This window comes from Amorphus suaedae (genome assembly GCF_053629675.1).
This window is the reverse complement of the sequence record NZ_JBRJIT010000001.1, coordinates 257,111-277,350: the sequence shown is the minus strand read 5'-3', so window position 1 is coordinate 277,350 and position 20,240 is coordinate 257,111. Positions and strand designations below refer to the sequence as shown.

Genomic DNA, 20,240 nt, shown 5'->3' with positions numbered 1-20,240 from the left:
GCGTCCCTGTCCCCGCCCCCATATGAACCTGATCACCACCACCGCCGAACTGTCCGCCGCCTGCGAGCGGCTCGCGACCGCCGATTTCGTCGCCATCGATACGGAGTTCATGCGGGAGACGACCTTCTGGCCGAAGCTCTGCCTGATCCAGCTGGCGAGCACCGACGAGGCGGTGATCATCGACCCGATCGCCGGCGAGGAGATGGATCTCGCGCCGTTCTTCAAGCTGATGGCCGACGAGACCGTCACCAAGGTCTTCCACGCGGCGCGCCAGGACATCGAGATCGTCCACCATCTGGGCGGGCTGGTACCGCACCCGGTGTTCGACACCCAGGTGGCCGCGATGGTCTGCGGCTTCGGCGATTCCATTTCCTACGACCAGCTGGTGGCGCGGGTGACGGGCGCGACGATCGACAAGTCGCACCGCTTCACCGACTGGTCGCGGCGGCCGCTGTCCGACAACCAGCTCGACTATGCGCTGGCCGACGTTACCCACCTGCGCGAGGTCTACGCCTATCTGAACACCGCGCTGGCCGACCAGGGCCGGACGGAGTGGGTGCAGGAAGAGATGGCAACCCTCACCTCCCCCGAGACGTACCAGCAGACGCCGGAGCTTGCCTGGACGCGGCTCAAGCTTCGCGTGCGCCAGCCCCGCGATCTGGCGGTTCTGCGCGCCATCGCGGCATGGCGGGAGCGCGAGGCGCAGAGCCGCGACATTCCCCGCGGCCGGGTGCTGAAGGACGACGCGATCTACGAGATCGCCGCGCAGAAGCCGAAGGACGAGGCCGCGCTGTCACGCCTGCGGACGATCCCGCGCGGCTTCGAACGCTCGAAGTCCGGCCGCGACATCGTGACGACGGTCGCCGAGGCGCTCGCGAGCCCGAAGGAGACGTGGCCGGAAGTGCCGAAGCCGCGACAGGCGCCCGACGGCGCCGGCGCGGCGACCGAGCTGTTGAAGGTGCTGCTCAAGCAGGTGGCCGAAGCGAACGGCGTGGCCGCCAAGGTCATCGCGACCTCGGACGACCTGGAACGCCTCGCCTGCGACGACACCGAAGGCCTGGGAACGCTGTCGGGCTGGCGGCGGGAGCTGTTCGGCGAGAAGGCGCTCGCCCTGAAGGAGGGAAAGCTCGCCCTCAGCTTCGACGGCCGCCGCGTCGTCACGCTCGATTCCGACACACCCTTCGTGTCCGCGCCCGTCGGGAAGCGCAAGCCGCGCCGCCGGGGCCGCAAGACCGGCACGGGGACCAGCGAAGCAGAAGCGGCAACCGAGCCGACAGCGCCGGAAACAAAAGCCTGATCACAAGCGTTTAGCCAGCGAGATATCCGTCAGCCACGTCATCGGTGGCCGCATCGCACATCGACGCTTGGGCCCGCCGATCCGGCCTGATCAGAGCTCCGGGCGGAGAGCCCGCGGCTATAGCCTTGCGACCGGCCGAAGCGACGGGGTCGACGGGACGGGCAACCGTGACGCACGAGGCGCGCCTCGTCCGATCGTCCCCGCTGTATCCGCGTAAACGGGAGTTCAATCGGGATGACCTCCGAAGCGACCGCCAGCCCAGTCGACTATCGCTGCTTCTGCGACTATCCCGCCGTCGAGGTCGCAAACGCCGCGACCGGCCCGCTCGCCGGCACCGACTTCGCGGTGAAGGACCTGTTCGACGTTGCCGGCTATCCGACGGGATGCGGCAACCCCCGCTGGCCCGGCCTCGACACTCCGAGCACCACCACGGCCGCGGTGGTGACGACGCTTCTGGAAGCGGGAGCCGCGTTCGGCGGCAAGGCCATCACCGACGAGATCGCCTACAGCCTGAGCGGCCGCAACGCCCACTACGGCACGCCAGTCAATCCGGCCGCCCCGGATCGCGTGCCCGGCGGATCCTCGAGCGGCCCGGCCGTCGCGACCGCCGCGGGCCTCGTCGATTTCGCGATCGGCACCGACACCGGCGGCTCGGTGCGCGTGCCCGCCAGCCATTGCGGCGTGTTCGGCATTCGCCCGACCCACGGCCGCATCGCCCTCGATGGCTGCATGCCGCTTGCCCCGTCCTACGACACCGTCGGCTGGTTCGCGCGCTCGGGCGCGGTCCTGCAGTCCGTCGGCGACGTGCTGCTCGCCAACGACCCGCTCCCCCCGACCCCTTACTGTCTCGTGCTGACGACGACGCTGGACCTCCTGGAGCGCCAGACACGGGCGGCGGTCGAGCGCGCGATCCGGAGCGCAACACGTCACTTCAGGCGCGTCTTCGCGGTCTCCGACATTCTCCTGATCGAGGAAGACTGGAGCCTGACGTTTCGGGTGAGCCAGGGCGCCGAAGTCTGGCAGTCCATGCGGACGTGGATCGAGGACCGCAATCCCGAGCTGGGTCCCGGCGTGCGCGACCGGATTCACTGGGCGCGGAACCTCGCCAAGGACGACGTGACCTTCCACCAGAAGCGGCGCGCGACGCTCCGCTCCGAACTGCGGGCACGGCTTGGCCCGGACACGGTCTTCGTGCTTCCCACGACGCCTGCCGGGGCGCCGCTTCTCACAACGGCGGACGACGAGCTGGAGGATTTCCGCAACAAGCTGATCGCGCTGACGTGCCTCGCCAGCATCGGCGGGCTGCCGCAGGTGACGATGCCGCTCGCCACCGCGCCGGACGGCGCACCCATCGGGCTGTCGCTGATCGGCGCGCCGGGGGCCGACCGCACGTTGCTCGCCCTTGCGGCGGCGATCGACGCGGAACGCTAGAGGATGGCCGGCGGCAGGACCGAGGCCCGTACCGGCCATCGGCGCACAGAGTCTCCCCACGCGGAATGATCTGCGCGGTCAAGCCGTTAGCCGGAACAGCTGACGTGAATTCGGCGCGCCGCTAGGTAACGACCACCGTGCTGGCCTGGTCGGCAAGATCGGCGAGCTGGTCGAGGCGACGGCGAATGGCCTCGCCGTCGAGGGCCTGCAGGTCGCGCGGGATGTGCAGGACGATCCGTTCGCCTTCGCGCACCACCTCGGTGCGCGGGATGATGCCCGGCATCGCGGCGGAAATGCCGTAGGCGAGCCGCATGGCCGCTCCGAGGATGCGGGCCCGGAACTTCAGGCGCGACGACATCAGCCGCTGGATCGGCGGCAGCTGGGATTCCGAGACGGATCCGGCGTAGCGGTGGAAGATCGCCATCGCCAGATAGCCGCGCCCGGGATGGTCGACGCCGATGAACGCCCCGTTGGCGATCATCGCGACGGCCTGATCACCGCGGTAATCCGGATGGGCGCGCCAGGCGATATCGGCGAGCAGGCAGGCGGCAACGCGCAGCCGCGCCTCGTCCTCGGTCTCGGTGATGCCGAGCGCCTCGAAGACGCCGGCGGTCCAGGGGGCGAGTTCGCGGCAATGCCCGGGCGAGCGCGAGCGCAGATCGGCGAGCTCGGCGGAGGCGACGATCAGCGGATCCTCGGCGCGCGCCTCCGGCGACAGCTTCTCGTAGAGATGGCCCTCCCGCAGCCCCAGGGCCGACAGCAGCACCACTTCGGGCTGGCCGATCTTCAGCACCTGCTCCAGCACCGCCGCGCCGAAGGGCAGCAGCGGCCGGCGGGCGCGCGAGACCACGTCGATGCCTTCGATCTCGGAGACGTCCGAGCGCACCACCATGCGGCAGAGCTCGAAGGCCTCGTCGGCCGGGATGGCGTAGTGGTGCATGATGTGCAGCGGATAGTTGGTCCGGTGCATGTGGAGGCTGGCAAGCGCGCGCCACGTGCCGCCGACGGCGTAGAAGGTCCGGCCGGCGGCGCCCTTCAGCCCCTCCGACTGCTCCAGCGCCTCGGCGGCCAGCTTGCCGGCCTTGCGCGCCGAGCCCTTGGCGACTTCCGACAGGCGCAGCCCGCCGAGCGGAAACGTCTCGCCGACCCCGAGCTGGTCGCGCTTCAGGTCGATGAGTTCCAGGCTGCCGCCACCGAGATCTCCCACGACCCCGTCCGGCTTCCAGAAGCTGGAGGCGACGCCGAGCGCCGACACCTTTGCCTCGTCCTGGCCCGTCAGCACCTGCAGGTCGCCGCCGCAGATCTCCTTGACCGCCTCGATGAAGCCGGCGCCGTTCTCGGCGTCGCGTACCGCCGCCGTGGCGATCACGTCCAGCTGGGTCGCGCCGCTCTGGCTGGCGAGCTGGCGGAAGCGACGGATGGCCGACAGCGCGCTGTCGACGGACTCGTCGGCGAGCTTGCCCGTCTCCGACAGCCCCCTGCCCAGTCCGGCGAGGACCTTCTCGTTGAACAGCGGCGTCAGCGCTCGCGACAGCCGCTCGTAGAGCACCAGGCGCACGGAGTTCGAGCCGATGTCGATGACGCCGACCGGGCCGTAGCCCGGCAGCCGCCCCGGGGCGATCTCGTCGAGGGTGAAGGTTCCGACCGGATCGCCCGCGTCCGCCATCTCAGTGGGGCCGCTGTATTGGAGTGGCGAAGGTACGGGGGGAGTCGGTCTGAATGGATTGTCCACGGCCTGACAGCGACGGGTTGGTCATGAAGTATTCGTGGGCATTGAAGGGCTCCTCGCCCTCCGCCGGGATGATGCGGCGGTGACCACCGTTCGCCAGTAGTTCCCAGCTCTGCTGGTTGTCCGTGATGTTCGCCACCATGATCTGGTCGAGGATCTGAGCGTGGACCGTCGGATTGTCGATCGGCACCATGGCCTCCACCCGGCGGTCCAGATTGCGCGGCATCAAGTCGGCCGAGCCGATATAGACGATCGCCTCCGGCGACGGAAGGCCGAAGCCGTTGCCGAAACAGAATATCCGGCTGTGCTCCAGGAAGCGGCCGACGATCGACTTCACCCGGATGTTGTCGGAGAGGCCCGGAACGCCCGGACGCAGGCAGCAGATGCCGCGGACCACGAGGTCGACCTCGACGCCCTCCTGGCTCGCCGCGTACAGGGCGTCGATGATCTGGGCGTCGACGAGGGAGTTCATCTTCATCCACACCTGCGCCGGGCGGCCGGCACGGGCGTGCTCGATCTCGCCCTCGATGTGCTCCAGCAGGCGGTTGCGCAGGCTGACAGGAGAGACCGCCATGCGGGAAAGCTCCGCCGGGCGGGCGTAGCCCGTGATGAAATTGAAGATCCGGGCGACGTCCTGGGCGATCACCTGGTCGGCGGTGAAGAAGGACAGGTCCGTGTAGATCTTGGCGGTGATCGGATGGTAGTTGCCGGTGCCGATGTGGCAGTACGTGGCGAGCTGGCCGCCCTCGCGGCGCACCACCATCGACAGCTTGGAGTGGGTCTTCAGCTCGATGAAGCCGAACACCACCTGGGCCCCGGCGCGCTCCAGGTCGCGCGACCAGCGGATGTTGGCCTCCTCGTCGAACCGCGCCTTGAGCTCCACCAGCGCGGTCACCGACTTGCCCGCCTCGGCGGCCTCGCCGAGCGCCTTCACGATCGGGGAATCGTTCGAGGTCCGATAGAGCGTCTGCTTGATGGCGACGACGTCGGGGTCGCGCGCCGCCTGGGACAGGAACTGCACGACGGCATCGAACGATTCATAGGGATGGTGGACGACGATGTCCTTCTGGCGGATCGCCGCCAGGCAGTCGCCGCCGTGCTCGCGGATGCGCTCGGGGAAGCGCGGCGTGTACGGCTTGAACTTGAGATCGGGTCGGTCGACGCCGACGAGCTGGGAAAGGTCCTTCAGCGCAAGCCGACCATTGACGAGGAACACCTCGTCGCCGGCGACGCCGAGCGCCGAGGCCACGAACTGCCGCAGCGTCTCCGGCGTGGAGGATTCGATTTCCAGCCGGATCACCGATCCCCGGCGGCGGCGCTTCAGCGCCGTCTCGAAGGTGAGGACGAGGTCTTCCGCCTCTTCCTCGATTTCCAGGTCGGAGTCACGGATCACCCGGAAGGCACCCTTGCCCTTCACCTCGTAGGCGGGGAACAGACGCCCGATGAACAGGGCAATGACGTTCTCCAGCGCCACGAACCGGGCGGAATTGTCCTCTGCCGTCGACGGCACGCGGATGAAGCGGTCGACCTGGGCCGGAACGCGGATGAGCGCGATCATCGGCTCGGCCCCCTCGGCATCCAGATGGAAGACCAGCGTGAAGCCGAGGTTCGGGATGAACGGGAACGGATGCGCCGGGTCGATCGCCAGCGGCGTCAGGACCGGAAAGATGTGGCTCAGGAAATAGTTTTCCAGCCACTCCTGATCGTCGTGGGAGAGCCGATCGGGATCGCAGAGGAAGATGTCGGCCGATTCCAGTTCGCGGGACAGCTCCGCCCACTGGCGCTGCTGGGCGCGCTGCAGCTTGCTGACCGCCTCGCCGATCCGCGCCAGCTGGTCGCTGGGGGTGAGGCCGTCGTCGCTGCGGGTCTCCACGCCCTCGCGCTGCATGCCCTTGAGGCCGGCGACGCGGACCATGAAGAACTCGTCGAGATTGTTCGCCGAGATCGACAGGAAGCGCAGGCGTTCCAGCAGCGGGTGGTTCGCATTCTCCGATTCCTCGAGGACGCGCACGTTGAACTGCAGCCAGGAGAGCTCGCGATTGACGAAACGCTCCGGCTGGGTGCGCAGCTCCTCGCCGGTCATTCCCTCGATGCTGCTCTCAGCCGTTGCCGCTGCCTGTTCAGTGGTCGCGTCCATACGCCCCTCCCTGGTTCATCGCGCGGTCCTACACTGCGAGTATGACGGAATTTTCTCCCGGCCCGGAGGAAAGCGCCCTTTCCACCGATACCGGCCGCCCGCGATCACGTCTCCGGATCGTCGTCGCCCTCCGCCTCGCCCAGCCCCTCGCGCACCAGGACCTCCGCCGCCATCGGCCGGGTGATCGCGCGGCCGCGCGCCAGCGCCTCGCGGTCGAGCGCCTCGACCACCCGGAGCCCCGCCCGGAACGAGCGCTCCATGCGCCGCACCAGATAGTCCGCCACGGTCGGATCGACGGCGATCTGGCGATCGCGGAACAGCTTCGTCAGCACCCGCTGCAGCAGCTCGTCCTCGGGCTCGCCGATGAAGGTCGGGGGAATCGCGCGCAACCGCGAGGCGAGGTCCGGCGTGCCGATCTTCCACTCCGACGGCGGAACGCGGGCCGACAGCAGCAGGAACCCCTTGGCGGACTGGACCGCGTTCAGCAGATGAAAGAGCGCCGGCTCGTCGAGAGGGAAGCGGTCGCAATCCTCCACGACAAGCGTGCCGGAATGCACGAGCGACACCGGGTCGCTGTCGGCAAGGTCGTTGGCGGAAACGATGCGCGCATCGGCACGCGCGGCCCAGATGGCGGACAGATGGCTCTTGCCGGTGCCCTCGCCGCCGACCATCAGCGCGACGCGGTGCGGCCAGTCGGGCCAGCGTTCGATCAGCGCCCAGGCGGCGCCGTTGGAGCCGCCGACCACAAAATCCTCGCGTCGAAAGGACGGCGCCAGTGCGAGAGTTAACGGCAGTTGCCGTGGGCGCTCGTCCGGTCCGCCGATCACGCCCCTCCTTTTCGGGTCGGATGCGGCCCGGAGATCACCGGTGCCGCCTTGGCTCGGTAGGGACCCTCCCCGCTCGCCCCGACGTCGGGAGACAGCGGCACCGCGGCGACGGCGGGATCGCCCTCATCGTCGGTCACGTCTCCCTGGTAGATCCGGCTTTCGCGGTAGCGGCGGACGAAGAAGCGGACCAGCACGCCCACCGCGGCAGACGCCGGCACCGCGATCAGCATTCCGGCGAAGCCGAAGAGGTAGCCGAAGGCGAACAGCGCGAAGATCAGCCACACCGGATGCAGGCCGACCCGGCCGCCGACGAGCTTCGGCTGCAGGACGTTGCCTTCGAGGAACTGGCCGACCAGGAAGATCGCCACGACGATGCCGACCATGATGCTGTCGGGCCAGAACTGGTTGAGCGCGACGCCGACCGAAATGGCGAAGCCGAGGCCGGATCCCAGATAGGGAACGAAGGAGATGAAGCCCGCCGTCAGGCCGATGATGAGGCCGTGGTTGAGGCCGACGGCCACGAGCGAGACCGCGTAGAAGAGACCCAGGATCAGGCAGAGCGACACCTGACCATGGATGAACCCCGACACCGCGCGGTCCATCTCGCGGAACAGCTCGCGGATCGTGTCGGCGTGGGCGCGGGGCAGCAGATTGTCCAGCGTCTTCACCATGCGATCCCAGTCGATCAGCAGGTAGAAGGCGATCACCGGGGTGACCACGATGAGCGACAGCACCGAAATCAGCGCCTGGCTGCCGGACCAGACCGACTTGACCACGCTGCCGGCCCAGCTGGTGCCCTGGCTGACGAGGTTGGTCACCGCCGATTGCAGCTCGCTGGCGTCGACGCCGATGGCGTCGGCCAGGCGGTTCGTCTCGGCATGTTCGCTGAGGAAGGCCTGCAGGTGCGAGATGTAGCTCGGGACCCGCTCCAGGAAGCCGGTGATCTGGTTGAAGACGGCCGGCAGGATGACGACCATGCCGACGATGCCGACGATCAGGAACACGATGAGGATCAGGCTGGTGGCGATCACGCGGTTGAGGCCGCGGCGCTGGAGCCAGCGGGCGATCGGGTTCAGCAGATAGGCCAGGAACATGCCGCCGACGAACGGCAGCAGGATGCCCTGAAAGAGCCTGAGCAGGAGCAGGAAGCCGATCGCGGCAGCTACCCAGAAGACGATCTGGCGACCCAAGGTCACGGTTGAGGATCCTCTCCTGATCATTTGGCGGGGGTCCGCACGCTCATGTAGCGAAGCCACGCGACGAGATAGGCCCCGGCCGACGCCGCCGTCAAGGCAGCCACCACCAGCACCATCACGGCGATCGGACGGGCGAGGTTCAGGTCGAACGCCGAGGCGGCAAGCACCAGAGCGGCCAGCAGAATCTGGGCGACGGTGTTGAGCTTGCTCACGAACAGGGGGCGAATCGGCAGCGTCTGTCCGAGCAGGCTGGAGACGACGACGGCCGCGAGGATCAACGCGTCACGCGCCACGACCAGCGCGACCAGCCAGATCGGGAGCGCCCCCACCACGCCGAGCGCCACGAAGATCGACACCAGCAGCGCCTTGTCGGCTAGTGGATCCAGATACGCTCCCAAGCTGCTGGAAAGGTTCCACTTCTTGGCGATGAAACCGTCCAGTCCATCGGTCACGCCGGCGATGACGAACACCGCGAACGCCAGGATGTGATGACCGTCGGCGATGGCCCAGACGACCACCGGCACGAGCAGAAAGCGCAGAACCGTCAGGAGATTGGGGATCGTCACGACACAGACCACGCCTTCGCTGCTGTTTTTGCGTGCGATTTATGACATGCGTCCGGGGCGCGCGCATCTGCGGATCTTCCAGCCGCGCGAACGAAAACCCGGTTGCATTCGATGCGCCGGCCGGATTGGATGCGGCCGAACCCAACGGAGCCTGCCCTCGCAATGACCAAGACCCCGGACCGCCCGTCCGTCACCTACGCCGATGCCGGCGTGGACATCTCCGCGGGCAACGCCTTCGTCCGTGCCATCGCGCCGCTCGCCAAGGCGACGGCGCGCGCCGGCGCGGATGCCTCGCTCGGCGGCTTCGGCGGCCTGTTCGACCTGAAGGCCGCGGGCTTCGAGGATCCGCTCCTCGTGGCCGCCACCGACGGGGTGGGCACCAAGCTGAAGCTCGCCAGCGACACCGGCGTCCACACGACGATCGGCATCGATCTGGTCGCCATGTGCGTCAACGACCTGGTCGTGCAGGGCGCCGAGCCGCTGCTGTTCCTCGATTACTTCGGCTGCGGCCGGCTCGAGGTCGGCGTGGCGCGCGACGTGGTCGCCGGCATCGCCGAAGGCTGCCGCCAGGCGGGCGCTGCGCTCATCGGCGGCGAGACGGCGGAAATGCCGGGCATGTATGCGCCGGGCGACTACGACCTTGCGGGCTTCGCGGTGGGCGCGGTCGAACGCGGCCGCGTGCTGCCGCGCGGCGACGTCGGAGCGGGCGACCGCCTGCTCGGCATCGCTTCCTCGGGCGTCCACTCCAACGGCTATTCGCTGGTGCGGCGCATCGTCGAGCAGGCGGGCGCCACGCTGGACGCCCCTGCTCCGTTCGACGGATCGAAGACCCTCGGCACCGCGCTCCTCGAGCCGACCCGGATCTACGTCGAGGCGCTCAAGAGCGTGTTCAAGGCCCGGCCCGACGCGGTGAAGGCGCTCGCCCACATCACCGGCGGCGGGATCACGGAAAACGTGCCGCGTGTATTGCCCAAGACGTGTTCGGCGGCGATCGCGCTCGACCGCATCCCGGTGCCGCCGGTGTTCTCGTGGCTGGCGTCCGCCGGTCCGGTCGAGGCCGGCGAGATGCTGCGCACCTTCAACTGCGGCGTCGGCATGGTGGTGATCGTGGCGCCGGACGATGCGGATGCGGTGGCCGATCTGCTGCGCGCGGCCGGCGAGACCGTCTTCCCGCTTGGAGAACTGGTCGAGGGGGACGGAGAAGTCGCCTACAGCGGCACCCTGGCCCTGTGATGAGCGCCCGCCGGACACCCGTGGCCGTGCTCGTCTCCGGGCGCGGTTCCAACATGGCCGCCCTGATCGAAGCCGCGAAGGCACCCGACTATCCGGCCGAGATCGTCCTCGTGATCTCCAACCGGCCGGGTGCCGGCGCGCTCGACACCGCGGCTACGGCCGGCATCGCGACCTCCGTCATCGACCACAAGGCGTTCGCGACCAAGGCCGCGTTCGAGGCGGCGGTCGCGGAGGCCATCGAGGCGAGCGGCGCGGAGTTCATCTGCCTGGCGGGTTTCATGCGGGTCCTGAGCGGCGCATTCGTCGACCGGTTCGCCGGCCGGATCCTCAACATCCACCCGTCGCTGCTGCCATCGTTCAAGGGCCTCGACACACACGAACGGGCGCTGGCCGAGGGCGTGCGCATCCACGGCTGCAGCGTCCACATCGTCAGCGCCGAACTGGACGCGGGCCCGATCGTCATGCAGGCCGCCGTCCCGGTGCTGGACGCGGACACGGCCGAGACGCTGGCGGCCCGGGTGCTCGCCTGCGAGCACCGGATCTATCCGGCCGCGCTCTCCGCCCTGGCAAGCGGGACGGCAAGACTTGTGGACGGTCATGTCCGGCACGTAGGGGCGAGCGAGCCGGCTGCCCCGCTGATCTGGCCGGGCGCCGGCTGATCGCTCACTGGCAGGCGGCGATGCCCTTGTAGACCTCGTCGCGGACCGAGCCCGTGAGAGGCGCCCCGACCTGGAGCCTGGCGACCTGGTCGGCGCTTATCGACGAGCCGGACTTGCGCGCGGCGCACTGGCAGCGCTTCAGGATGCCGTCGCTGTTTCCCTGCCGGCGGTACTGATCGTAGACGCAGGCATCCACCAGCTTGCGGGACAGCGCCCCGCTGCTCGCCGACGCGTTCTGCGCCATCGACGGCGTGGCCGCCATGACGGCGACCACCAGACCCAGGGAGGCCAGAAGCCGGCCGGCCCGCATCACATACCCCTCACCCATTCCGACACTCCCGCGATGTCTTCAAACGACGAGTCCATCTAGAGCAGGCCCCGCCCCGGTCGAGTGCGCGCGGCCAAGAGCGGTTGCCCAAGACATTGAATCCGGACGCATTTCCGCGCTCCCGGCGATTCCAGCTGCTCGAAAAAGGCTCTAGACCACGGCATCGGCGGCGGCAAGCGCCACGCGGGTATCGTGGAAGGCCGCACCGCCATAGGGCGCAATCGGTTCGGACGAGGTCAGCGTGTTGATGCCCCGGCCGCCTTCGAAGGCGGCGTTGGGCCACAGCCCCTCGGAAATCACCACACCGCGCTGAACCCCGGCAAACAGCCGGGCGGCGACCACCACCGTGCCCTGCCGGTTCGAGACGCTGACCCGCGCCCCCTCCTCCAGGCCGAGCGCGGCGGCATCGTCGGGATGGATCATCACCGTGGGCATCCGCTCCTTGGCGATCGAGCCGGGCGTCTCGTTGAACGTCGAGTTGAGGAACGATCGCGCCGGCGCGGTCACCAGCCGGAACGGAAACGCGTCGGTCGCGCCGTCGATAACGCCCCAATGATCGGGGAGCGCCGGGATCGCCTCCCACGGGCCCATGGGACCGTTGTTGTTGGCCTTGACCTTGGTCCAGTCCGGCTTGAAGCGGAACTTGCCGTCCGGATGATTGAAGCCGCCCAGATAGTGCGCCTCTTCGAACGGCGGCTGGCAGTCGATCCAGCCCTTTTCCTCAAGCTCGGCGAGCGTCCCGTGCCCGGAGTGCCGCAGCATCCAGTCGATGTGCGCGCGCGGGTCCATGTCGTCGCCCTTGTGGTGAACCCCCAGGCGGGCGGCGAGCGCGGTGTTCACCTCGTGGTTCGAGCGGCAGCCCTCGGGGCCGTCGATGAGCTTCGGCCCGAACAGCAGATACTGGTGGCCGCCGCCCTTGTAGATGTCGTCGTGCTCCACGAACATCGTCGCCGGCAGCACCACGTCGGCCATCCGCGCCGTTTCGGTCATGATCTGCTCGTGAACGCAGACGAACAGGTCCTCGCGCGCGAACCCGCGCTTGACGCGCTCCTGGTCCGGGCAGACCGAGACGGGGTTCGTGTTCTGGATCAGCATGGCGCTCACTGGCGGCCCGCCGAACAGGACGTCCGGGTCGCCGGTCAGCACCGCCCCCAGCCGCGACTGGTCGAGCCGACGGGTGGACGGATCGACCGCATCGGCCGCGGTCACCATCGACATGTTCAGCTGATAGATGGCGCCGTTGTTGTGGAAGGCGCCGCCGCCCTCGTGCTGCCAGAGGCCGGCCACCGTCGCGATCGACGCCGCCGCGTGCATGGCCACCGCGCCATTGCGCTGCCGGGTGAAGCCGTAGCCGAGCCGCAGGAAGGTGCGCGGCGTCGTCCCCACCAGCCGGGCGAAGGCCTCGATATCGGCCACCGCGAGCCCGGTGATGTCGGCGGCCCAGCCCGGCGACCGCTCGGCCAGATGCGCCTCCAGCTCGTCCGGACAGTCGGCGAAGCGGGCCATGTAGTCGCGGTCCGCATAGCCGTCGCGAAACAGGACGTGCATGACCGCGCAGGCGAGCGCCGCGTCGGTTCCCGGCCGCAGCACCAGCTTCAGGTCCGCCTGGCGGACGGTCTCGGTCTCGTAGACGTCGATCGCCACGATGGTCGCGCCACGGGCCTTCCGGGCGGCGATCGCGTGGGTCATCACGTTGACCTGGGTCGCGGCGGCGTTGGTGCCCCAGATGACCACGCAGTCGGACCTGTCGATCTCGCGCGGATCGGGACCGGCGAGCCTGCCGGTGCCGGCGATGTAGCCCGTCCAGGCGGGATTGGTGCAGATGGTGTCGAACTGGCGCGAATAGCGCTTCAGGTGGCGGACGCGGTGGATGCCGTCGCGCTGAACCAGCCCCATGGTACCGGCGTAGTAGTAGGGAAAGACGCTCTCGGAACCGTGGCGCGCTTCCGCCGCCAGAAAGGCTTCGGCCACCCGGTCGAGGGCCTCGTCCCAGCCGACTTCCGCGAACTGCCCGGACCCCTTCGGCCCCGTCCGCACCAGCGGCTTCGTCAGCCGGTCGGGGTTGTGCACGCGCTCGGCGTAGCGGGCGACCTTCGCGCAGATGACTCCGGCCGTGTAGTCGTTGGACTTCGCGCCGCGCACCCGGCCGATCGTGCGCGGGTCGAGGACGTCGATCTCCAGCGCACAGGTGGACGGACAGTCGTGGGGACAGGCTGAACGTCGAACGACGGGCTTGTTCATCGGGTCACGCTGCGGTTGACGGTCTTGAACGGCAGGCGGGCATCGATCGTGGCACGACCGTCATGCCCGCAGTCCTCCGACCCACGGGCAACGGCCAGGCGGCACGTCCGCCAGCGGGAGCGGAAATTCAGTTCCGTTCCAATCTACGCATCATCCCACGTGATGTCGCCCCCGGCCCTTGCATATGGGGCTCCGCGCACCGATCTTCCGACACATACCAGAGCAGGACGTGCGTTACGGTCGCGACACTTCGCCGGCTGCGTAAAAGCGAACCCCCGATGATTCCCGATTCAGACACGATTGGCGCATCCCCGGTCTTCTGGACCGTCTTCTTTTCACTCGTCGCCATCGTTCTGATCGTCGATCTGGGGATCCTGCATCGCCGGGCCCACGTCGTGGGCATGAAGGAGAGCCTGCTGCTCGCCTCGGGATACGCGGGCCTCGCCGTCCTGTTCGGTATCGGCGTGTGGGTCACCGCCGGCATGGACGCGGGCGCAAAGTTCTTCACCGCCTACATCGTCGAACAGAGCCTGTCCTTCGACAACGTGTTCGTGATGTCGGTGATCTTCGTCTATTTCGGGATCCCCCGCGAACACCGGCACCGCGTGCTGTTCTGGGGCATCCTCGGCGCCATGGTGTTCCGCGCCATCCTGATCGGAACCGGCGCCGCCGTCCTCCACAAGTTCGAGTGGGTGCTGCTGTTCTTCTCGGCCCTGCTGATCTTCACCGGCATCAAGCTTCTCCTCCACGACCATGAGGAGACCATCGACATCGCCAACAACCCGGTGTTCCGCTTCCTGGCGCGCCACATCCCGATGACCCACCGGATGCACGGCGCACGGTTCGTCGTGCGCGAGGAACGCCCCGCGACGGGCCGTGTGGCGCTGGTGGCGACGCCCCTGCTGTTCGCGCTGATCGTCGTCGAGATTTCCGACCTGATCTTCGCGGTGGATTCGATCCCGGCGGTGCTCGCCATCAGCCGCGACCCGTTCATCGTCTACACCTCGAACGTGTTCGCGATCCTGAACCTGCGGGCACTCTACTTCGTGATCGACGCGCTCGTGGCGCGCTGCTGCTACCTGAAGCCGGCGCTGTCCGCCGTCCTGATCTTCATCGGCGGCAAGATCCTCTGGGACGCGTTCATCGGCGAGACGGAGGCCCTCGTGAGCCTCGGCGTAACGGTGTTCCTGATCGGCGGCGCGATCGTGCTGTCGTTCCTGTTCCCCCGGAAGACCGCCACCAGCGAAGCCGTCGGCACCGACATGTCGGAGAACGGCGGCCCGCTGCCCCGGCGACCGTCCAACGAACCCGCCGTCGTCACGCGCGATCCGAGCAGGCTCGGCTGAGCCAGCGGACGGTCCGACGCCTCACGACGACGGCGACGGGCGGTTCTTGTCCTTGTCGAGCTGGATGAAGCCGAGCGGCAGCTCCGTGGTCGACTTGATGCGCTCCATCGCGAACGTGGTCGACACGTCCGCCACCTCGATCTTGGAAATCAGCTTCTTGTAGAAGGCGTCGTAGGCCTCGATGTCGGCGACGACGACGCGCAGCAGGTAGTCGACGGAGCCGGCCATCCGGTAAAACTCGACCACCTCCGGCAGCGCCTTGATCGCCGTCGCGAAGCGCTCCAGCCAGTCTTCGGTGTGCTGGTTGGTGGTGATCGCCACGAAGGCGGTGACCTTGGCGTTGACCTTCGCGGGGTCGAGAATCGCCACCCGCCGGGTGACCACGCCCTCCTCCTCGAGCCGCTGGATGCGGCGCCAGCAGGGCGTCGTGGAGAGGCCCACCTTTCGGCCGATCTCGGCGACGGGCAGCGTGCAGTCTTCCTGAAGGATGCCCAGGATTTTCTTGTCGGTACGGTCCAGAGTGATCATGGGAGTATCCGATTGCACAATCGGGCGAAATCGCCTCGCTTTGTGCAAACGTGTACTCCTGACGCAGCCATCTGGGAATGACGTTTCGCGCAGACCTGATCAGCGCGCAGCGAGGAACGGGATCACCCGGGCATTGAACAGCTGGGTCTGCTCGATGTTGGAGAGATGCGCGCAGTCCGGAAGGATCTCAAGTTCGGCCCCCTTGATCGCCGCCGCGATTTCCTCGCCGCGCGCCGGCGGCGTCGCCGGATCGTCGGCGCCGGCCACCACCAGGGTCGGCCGGCCGATGCCGGAAATCGCCGAACGCTGGTCCATGTCGCGGATGGCGGCGCAGCAGCCCGCGTATCCGGCCGGCGCCGTCTCCAGCAGCATGGCGCGGACCCGCGCGACCTTCTCCGGCTCGTTCTCGATGAACGGCTCGGTGAACCAGCGGGCGACCACCGCGTCGACGATGGCGGCCATGCCGTCGGCAAGCACCGTATCGATGCGCTGCTGCCAGGCGTCCTTCGGCGGCATCATCGCGGCGGTGTTGCAGAGCGCCAGCCGCGTGACCCGGCCGGGGGCGTGGACGCCGAGCCACATGCCCACCATGCCGCCCATCGACACGCCGCAGAAGGCGGCCTTCTCGATGCCGAAGCCCTTCAGCACCGCGACCGCGTCCTTGCCGAGACGATCGATGGTGTAGTCGCCGGCCGGCGCATCGCTCTTGCCGTGGCCGCGCACGTCGTAGCGGACCACGTGGAAGTGCTCCACCAGTGGCGCGACCTGATCGTCCCACATGGTGAGGTCGGTGCCGAGCGAGTTGGAGAGCAGCACCGCCGGCTTGCCCGGATCGCCGTCGCGACGCACATGGAGCGCAATGCCGTCGTCGGTGGTGATGGTGGTCATCGGTGGAGCCTCGCGAACGGAGTGAAACGGACGGTACAGCGCGGGGGCGAAACGTAATCCGCGCCGGGCGCGGAGGAAAGATGCGGAGCGCGCGAATTGCTTTCGCGGCCCCGCGGTGCTTGAAGCCGCCGCGCCGGAGCGTCATGGTGACGTCGTTTCCGGCCCGGCCGATCCCTCACCAGCGGGAGGCCCGGGCTTCATCCGCCTGTGGCGACGCGATGCCGCCTCTCCTGAAACGGCCCTCCCTTGGAGTCTGCGTATGACGATGACGCCCGTCCCCGGATCGATCGACGAGACGCTCGCCCTTCTGCAGGGCGCGAACTACGTCGCCGGCCGCTCGCTCGCGACGGTGCTGTACCTGGCGCTCAAGATGCAGCGGCCGCTGTTCCTCGAGGGGGAAGCCGGCGTCGGCAAGACCGAGATCGCCAAGGTGCTGGCGGGCGGGCTGAACCGCAAGCTGATCCGGCTGCAGTGCTACGAGGGACTGGACGTCTCCACCGCGGTCTACGAGTGGAACTACCCGGCCCAGATGGTGGAAATCCGCATCGCGGAGGCCGCCGGCCAGACCGACCGCACCGAACTCGCTTCCGACATCTTTTCCGAGCGTTTCCTGGTGAAGCGCCCGGTGCTGGAGGCGCTGGAGCCCGACCTCAACGGCCCGCCGGTGCTGCTGATCGACGAACTCGACCGCGCCGACGAGGCCTTCGAGGCGTTCCTGCTGGAAGTGCTCTCCGACAGCCAGGTCACGATCCCGGAGATCGGCACGATCCGCGCCGACCAGCCGCCGATCGTCATCATCACCACCAACCGGACCCGCGAGATCCACGACGCGCTGAAGCGCCGGTGCCTCTATCACTGGGTCGACTATCCCTCGGCCGAGCGCGAGCTCGACATCGTTCGCCTGAAGGCGCCCCAGGCGAGCGAGACGCTGTCGCGCGAGATCGTCGCCTTCGTCCAGGCGCTGCGCCAGCAGGACGACCTGTTCAAGGCGCCCGGCGTCGCCGAGACGCTGGACTGGGCCACCGCGCTTTGCGAACTCGACCAGATCGCGCTCGATCCGGCGGTGGTCTCCGACACGCTCGGCGTTCTGCTGAAGTACCAGGACGACATCGCCCGGGTGCAGGCGAGCGAGCTGACCCGGCTCCTCGAGCAGATCAAGACCAAACCCGACGAGACCCAGCCAACCCTATGAGCAACCCGGACGCCAACGACCGGCCCGAGGCCGCGGGGGCATCGACGGCCGATGCGGCCGGCGACCCGAGCGGCAGGCTCCTCGACAACATCACCCACTTCGCGCGGCTGCTGCGCGCCGCCGGCATGCCGGTCGGCCCGGCGCGCGTGCTGGATGCGGTTGCGGCGGTCGAGGCGGCGGGCATCACCCGGCGCGACGACTTCTACTGGGCGCTGCACGCCGTGTTCGTCTCCAAGCGCGAGCACCAGGCCGTCTTCCACGAGGCGTTCGAGCAGTTCTGGCGTGCCCGCGGCCTGCTGCAGAAGATGATCGAGCTGCTGTCGCCGGTCGCTCCGCCGCGCCAGTCGGCCCCCAAGGCGAAGGCCGGCTCGCTGCGGGTCGCGCAGGCGCTCAATGCCGGCCGCGAGCGCAACACCGAGACTGAGCGGCCCGAGATTGAGATCGACGCCCGCCACACGGTCTCCGGCTCGGAGGTGCTGCAGCAGAAGGACTTCGCCCAGATGACCGCGGCGGAGATCGCGGCCGCGAAGATCGCGCTGCGCTCGCTCGTGCTGCCGCTGGACACGGTGAAGACCCGCCGCTTCGTGACCGCCTCGCGCGGACGCCGCATCGACATGCGCCGGTCGATCCGCCAGAGCCTGCGCGGCGGCGGCCAGTCGATGACGCTCGCCTTCAAGAAGCCGGCGGAGATTTCCCCGCCGATCGTCGCGCTGTTCGACATCTCCGGGTCGATGAGCCCTTATAGCCGGCTGCTCCTCCACTTCCTGCACGCGCTCGGCGAGCGGCGCCGGGTGACGACCTTCCTGTTCGGCACGCGGCTTACCAACGTCAGCCGCCAGCTGCGCATGAAGGACCCCGACGAGGCGCTGGCCGCCTGCGCGGGCTCGGTGGAGGACTGGTCGGGCGGCACGCGGATCGCCGCCGCGCTGCGCGACTTCAACCGGAAATGGTCGCGCCGGGTGATGCACGGCGGACCGATCGTGCTGCTGGTCACCGACGGGCTGGAGCGGGATTCCGACGAGGACCTTGCCCACGAGATGGACCGCCTGCACCGCTCCTGCCGGCGGCTGATCTGGCTGAACCCGCTGCTGCGCTACGATCGCTTCGAGGCCAAGGCCCGGGGCATCCGCGCGATGCTGCCGCACGTGGACGAGTTCCGCTCCATCCACTCGCTCGACACCATCGCCGACCTGGTCGAGGCGCTGGGCCGCGAGCGCGGCACGCTGGAGACCGATCCGCGGAAATGGATGGCCGCGTAGGCATGAAGGGTTCCTTGCGTTCCCTCAATGCCCCGCCACCGGGATCCTCGTAGACGCGTGGTCAGGCCCGCGGCCGATGAACCCTTTCGGCCGCCTCTCCTGTCGAGCTCGCGCACCATGCCGTTCCGCCGCATCGTCTTCTGGTCCCATCTCGCCGCCGGGGTCGCCGTCGGCCTCGTCGTCTTCTTCCTGTCCGCAACCGGCGTGCTGCTGACCTACGAGCGCCAGATCGTCGCCTTCGCCGAGCGTCAGGCGTTCACCGTCGCCTCGGAAGGCCGGACGCGGCTCGACCTGGACAGCCTGGCGGCGCATGCCCGCGAGGCCCTTGGCGACGACGCTTCGCTGGTGCTCACCCGCGATCCGGAAGGCCCGGTGCTGGCGACAGCCGGGCGACGCGACCGCGCGTTCCTGGATCCCTACACCGGCGCGACCCTGGGCAGCGGCGTGGAGCGCGTGGATGGTTTCTTCGGTACCGTCGAACAGCTTCACCGCTGGTTCGCGCTGAGCGGCGACGCCCGCCCGATCGGACGCTCCATCATCGACGCGGCGAACCTGGCGTTCCTGTTCATCCTCGTCTCCGGCGCGGTTCTCTGGTGGCCGAAGCGCTGGCGGTGGTCGCTCCTGAAGACCAAGCTGCTCTTTCGCCGCGGGCTGCCGACGCCGAAGGCCCGCGACTACAACTGGCACCACGTGTTCGGCGTCTGGGCGCTGGTGCCGCTGGTGCTGATCGTCGTCTCGGGCGCGGTGTTCTCCTATTCCTGGGCGAACGGTCTGGTGTTCGCGCTCTATGGCGAGGCGGCGCCCCAGGGGCGCTCAGGTCCGCCCGCGGCAGCCCAGGGACAGGCAGGCGGCGGCGCCCGTGAGGTACGCCCAGCCGCGCGCGCCGCCGACCCGGTGTCGCTCGACCGGGTGCTTGAAACCGCCCGGAGCGTCGATCCGGACTGGCGCACGATCACGCTGGCGCTGCCCTCGGCGGGCGCGCGGACGGTGACGGCCACCGTCGATAGCGGCAACGGCGTCCAGCCCGCGGCCAGGACGACCCTGTCGGTTTCGCGGGCCGACGGCACCGTCGTCGCGGCGACCGGCGGCGACCAGCAGTCCCCCGGCCGGCGGGCCCGCACCTGGATGCGCTTCATCCACACGGGCGAGATCTACGGCATCGCCGGGCAGACTGTCGCCGGCCTGGCGTCGATCGCGGCGCTGTTCCTGGTGTGGACCGGCCTGTCGCTTGCCTGGCGCCGACTGATCTGGCCGCTCACCCGCAAGCGACCAGTGCGCGCGGCCCAGCGGGCCGGCGGATAAGGTCGGCCAAAACCGCGTCGGGGGGCAGCCACACCCGACCGGCGCATTGACCTTTTCTTCAACAAGGCCCATTTCCAGTGG

The 20,240-nt window shown here is 68.8% G+C and carries 17 protein-coding genes; 8 read left to right on the top strand and 9 right to left on the bottom strand.

Annotation, left to right across the window (positions count from 1 at the left end; translation table 11 throughout):
* Positions 1 to 22 precede the first annotated feature (22 nt).
* Complete coding sequence (rnd, locus tag AB7M35_RS01250) at positions 23 to 1,297, top strand: ribonuclease D (RefSeq protein WP_453956576.1); 1,275 nt, start codon at positions 23 to 25, stop codon at positions 1,295 to 1,297.
* A gap of 234 nt (positions 1,298 to 1,531) precedes the next feature.
* A complete protein-coding gene (locus AB7M35_RS01245) occupies positions 1,532 to 2,728 on the top strand; it encodes an amidase (protein WP_453956574.1) in 1,197 nt (398 codons plus the stop codon).
* Between the two features lie 121 nt (positions 2,729 to 2,849).
* On the opposite strand, the gene AB7M35_RS01240 is transcribed toward AB7M35_RS01245, so the two are convergent.
* From AB7M35_RS01240 to AB7M35_RS01220, 5 genes are all read right to left on the bottom strand, one after another.
* Entirely contained in the window at positions 2,850 to 4,394 is a 1,545-nt protein-coding gene (locus AB7M35_RS01240; RefSeq protein WP_453956573.1) for a Ppx/GppA family phosphatase, read from the bottom strand.
* A 1-nt stretch (position 4,395) separates the two neighbouring features.
* Entirely contained in the window at positions 4,396 to 6,594 is a 2,199-nt protein-coding gene (locus AB7M35_RS01235) for an RNA degradosome polyphosphate kinase (RefSeq protein WP_453956572.1), read from the bottom strand.
* A gap of 104 nt (positions 6,595 to 6,698) precedes the next feature.
* Entirely contained in the window at positions 6,699 to 7,340 is a 642-nt protein-coding gene (locus AB7M35_RS01230) for an HdaA/DnaA family protein (protein ID WP_453956571.1), read from the bottom strand.
* Positions 7,341 to 7,417: 77 nt separating this feature from the next.
* Positions 7,418 to 8,617 (bottom strand): AI-2E family transporter, encoded by a 1,200-nt coding sequence (locus AB7M35_RS01225; protein WP_453956569.1) that lies wholly within the window; start codon positions 8,615 to 8,617, stop codon positions 7,418 to 7,420.
* A 20-nt stretch (positions 8,618 to 8,637) separates the two neighbouring features.
* Complete coding sequence (locus tag AB7M35_RS01220; RefSeq protein WP_453956568.1) at positions 8,638 to 9,183, bottom strand: CDP-alcohol phosphatidyltransferase family protein; 546 nt, start codon at positions 9,181 to 9,183, stop codon at positions 8,638 to 8,640.
* 162 nt (positions 9,184 to 9,345) lie between these two features.
* Here AB7M35_RS01220 and purM point away from each other — a divergent pair, with 162 nt between their 5' ends.
* Together purM and purN are read left to right on the top strand one after the other, a co-directional pair.
* Positions 9,346 to 10,416, top strand: coding sequence for a phosphoribosylformylglycinamidine cyclo-ligase (purM, locus tag AB7M35_RS01215; RefSeq protein WP_453956566.1), 1,071 nt, complete (start codon positions 9,346 to 9,348; stop codon positions 10,414 to 10,416).
* Positions 10,416 to 11,075 (top strand): phosphoribosylglycinamide formyltransferase, encoded by a 660-nt coding sequence (gene purN, locus AB7M35_RS01210; RefSeq protein ID WP_453956565.1) that lies wholly within the window; start codon positions 10,416 to 10,418, stop codon positions 11,073 to 11,075. The genes purM and purN overlap by 1 nt, the downstream gene beginning before the upstream one ends.
* A gap of 4 nt (positions 11,076 to 11,079) precedes the next feature.
* On the opposite strand, the gene AB7M35_RS01205 is transcribed toward purN, so the two are convergent.
* A complete protein-coding gene (locus tag AB7M35_RS01205) occupies positions 11,080 to 11,403 on the bottom strand; it encodes a hypothetical protein (RefSeq protein ID WP_453956564.1) in 324 nt (107 codons plus the stop codon).
* Positions 11,404 to 11,553: 150 nt separating this feature from the next.
* Positions 11,554 to 13,644 carry a molybdopterin-containing oxidoreductase family protein gene (locus AB7M35_RS01200; RefSeq protein WP_453956563.1) on the bottom strand — a complete coding sequence of 697 codons (2,091 nt, stop codon included), beginning with the start codon at positions 13,642 to 13,644 and terminating at the stop codon, positions 11,554 to 11,556.
* A gap of 278 nt (positions 13,645 to 13,922) precedes the next feature.
* Between AB7M35_RS01200 and AB7M35_RS01195 the strand changes: the two genes are divergently transcribed.
* Complete coding sequence (locus AB7M35_RS01195; protein ID WP_453956562.1) at positions 13,923 to 14,990, top strand: TerC family protein; 1,068 nt, start codon at positions 13,923 to 13,925, stop codon at positions 14,988 to 14,990.
* A 21-nt stretch (positions 14,991 to 15,011) separates the two neighbouring features.
* On the opposite strand, the gene AB7M35_RS01190 is transcribed toward AB7M35_RS01195, so the two are convergent.
* Together AB7M35_RS01190 and pcaD are read right to left on the bottom strand one after the other, a co-directional pair.
* Positions 15,012 to 15,518: an Lrp/AsnC family transcriptional regulator gene (locus tag AB7M35_RS01190; protein WP_453956560.1), complete on the bottom strand. Its 507-nt coding sequence runs from the start codon at positions 15,516 to 15,518 to the stop codon at positions 15,012 to 15,014.
* Positions 15,519 to 15,617: 99 nt separating this feature from the next.
* Positions 15,618 to 16,406, bottom strand: coding sequence for a 3-oxoadipate enol-lactonase (gene pcaD / locus AB7M35_RS01185; RefSeq protein ID WP_453956559.1), 789 nt, complete (start codon positions 16,404 to 16,406; stop codon positions 15,618 to 15,620).
* A 259-nt stretch (positions 16,407 to 16,665) separates the two neighbouring features.
* Here pcaD and AB7M35_RS01180 point away from each other — a divergent pair, with 259 nt between their 5' ends.
* The 3 genes from AB7M35_RS01180 to AB7M35_RS01170 all read left to right on the top strand — a co-directional run bounded on the left by AB7M35_RS01180 (position 16,666) and on the right by AB7M35_RS01170 (position 20,159).
* Positions 16,666 to 17,598, top strand: coding sequence for an AAA family ATPase (locus AB7M35_RS01180; protein ID WP_453956557.1), 933 nt, complete (start codon positions 16,666 to 16,668; stop codon positions 17,596 to 17,598).
* A complete protein-coding gene (locus AB7M35_RS01175) occupies positions 17,595 to 18,857 on the top strand; it encodes a vWA domain-containing protein (protein WP_453956556.1) in 1,263 nt (420 codons plus the stop codon). The genes AB7M35_RS01180 and AB7M35_RS01175 overlap by 4 nt, the downstream gene beginning before the upstream one ends.
* A gap of 117 nt (positions 18,858 to 18,974) precedes the next feature.
* Positions 18,975 to 20,159 carry a PepSY-associated TM helix domain-containing protein gene (locus AB7M35_RS01170; RefSeq protein ID WP_453956555.1) on the top strand — a complete coding sequence of 395 codons (1,185 nt, stop codon included), beginning with the start codon at positions 18,975 to 18,977 and terminating at the stop codon, positions 20,157 to 20,159.
* The last annotated feature ends 81 nt before the right edge of the window (positions 20,160 to 20,240 follow it).

Coding starts and splice junctions, on each gene's coding strand:
- AB7M35_RS01175 (WP_453956556.1), top strand. CDS start 17,595: ATGAGCAACCCGGACGCCAACGACCGGCCCGAGGCCGCGGGGGCATCG.
- AB7M35_RS01200 (WP_453956563.1), bottom strand. CDS start 13,644: ATGAACAAGCCCGTCGTTCGACGTTCAGCCTGTCCCCACGACTGTCCG.
- AB7M35_RS01245 (WP_453956574.1), top strand. CDS start 1,532: ATGACCTCCGAAGCGACCGCCAGCCCAGTCGACTATCGCTGCTTCTGC.
- purM (WP_453956566.1), top strand. CDS start 9,346: ATGACCAAGACCCCGGACCGCCCGTCCGTCACCTACGCCGATGCCGGC.
- AB7M35_RS01180 (WP_453956557.1), top strand. CDS start 16,666: ATGACGATGACGCCCGTCCCCGGATCGATCGACGAGACGCTCGCCCTT.
- AB7M35_RS01170 (WP_453956555.1), top strand. CDS start 18,975: ATGCCGTTCCGCCGCATCGTCTTCTGGTCCCATCTCGCCGCCGGGGTC.
- AB7M35_RS01190 (WP_453956560.1), bottom strand. CDS start 15,518: ATGATCACTCTGGACCGTACCGACAAGAAAATCCTGGGCATCCTTCAG.
- pcaD (WP_453956559.1), bottom strand. CDS start 16,406: ATGACCACCATCACCACCGACGACGGCATTGCGCTCCATGTGCGTCGC.
- rnd (WP_453956576.1), top strand. CDS start 23: ATGAACCTGATCACCACCACCGCCGAACTGTCCGCCGCCTGCGAGCGG.
- AB7M35_RS01205 (WP_453956564.1), bottom strand. CDS start 11,403: ATGGGTGAGGGGTATGTGATGCGGGCCGGCCGGCTTCTGGCCTCCCTG.
- purN (WP_453956565.1), top strand. CDS start 10,416: ATGAGCGCCCGCCGGACACCCGTGGCCGTGCTCGTCTCCGGGCGCGGT.
- AB7M35_RS01235 (WP_453956572.1), bottom strand. CDS start 6,594: ATGGACGCGACCACTGAACAGGCAGCGGCAACGGCTGAGAGCAGCATC.
- AB7M35_RS01195 (WP_453956562.1), top strand. CDS start 13,923: ATGATTCCCGATTCAGACACGATTGGCGCATCCCCGGTCTTCTGGACC.
- AB7M35_RS01240 (WP_453956573.1), bottom strand. CDS start 4,394: ATGGCGGACGCGGGCGATCCGGTCGGAACCTTCACCCTCGACGAGATC.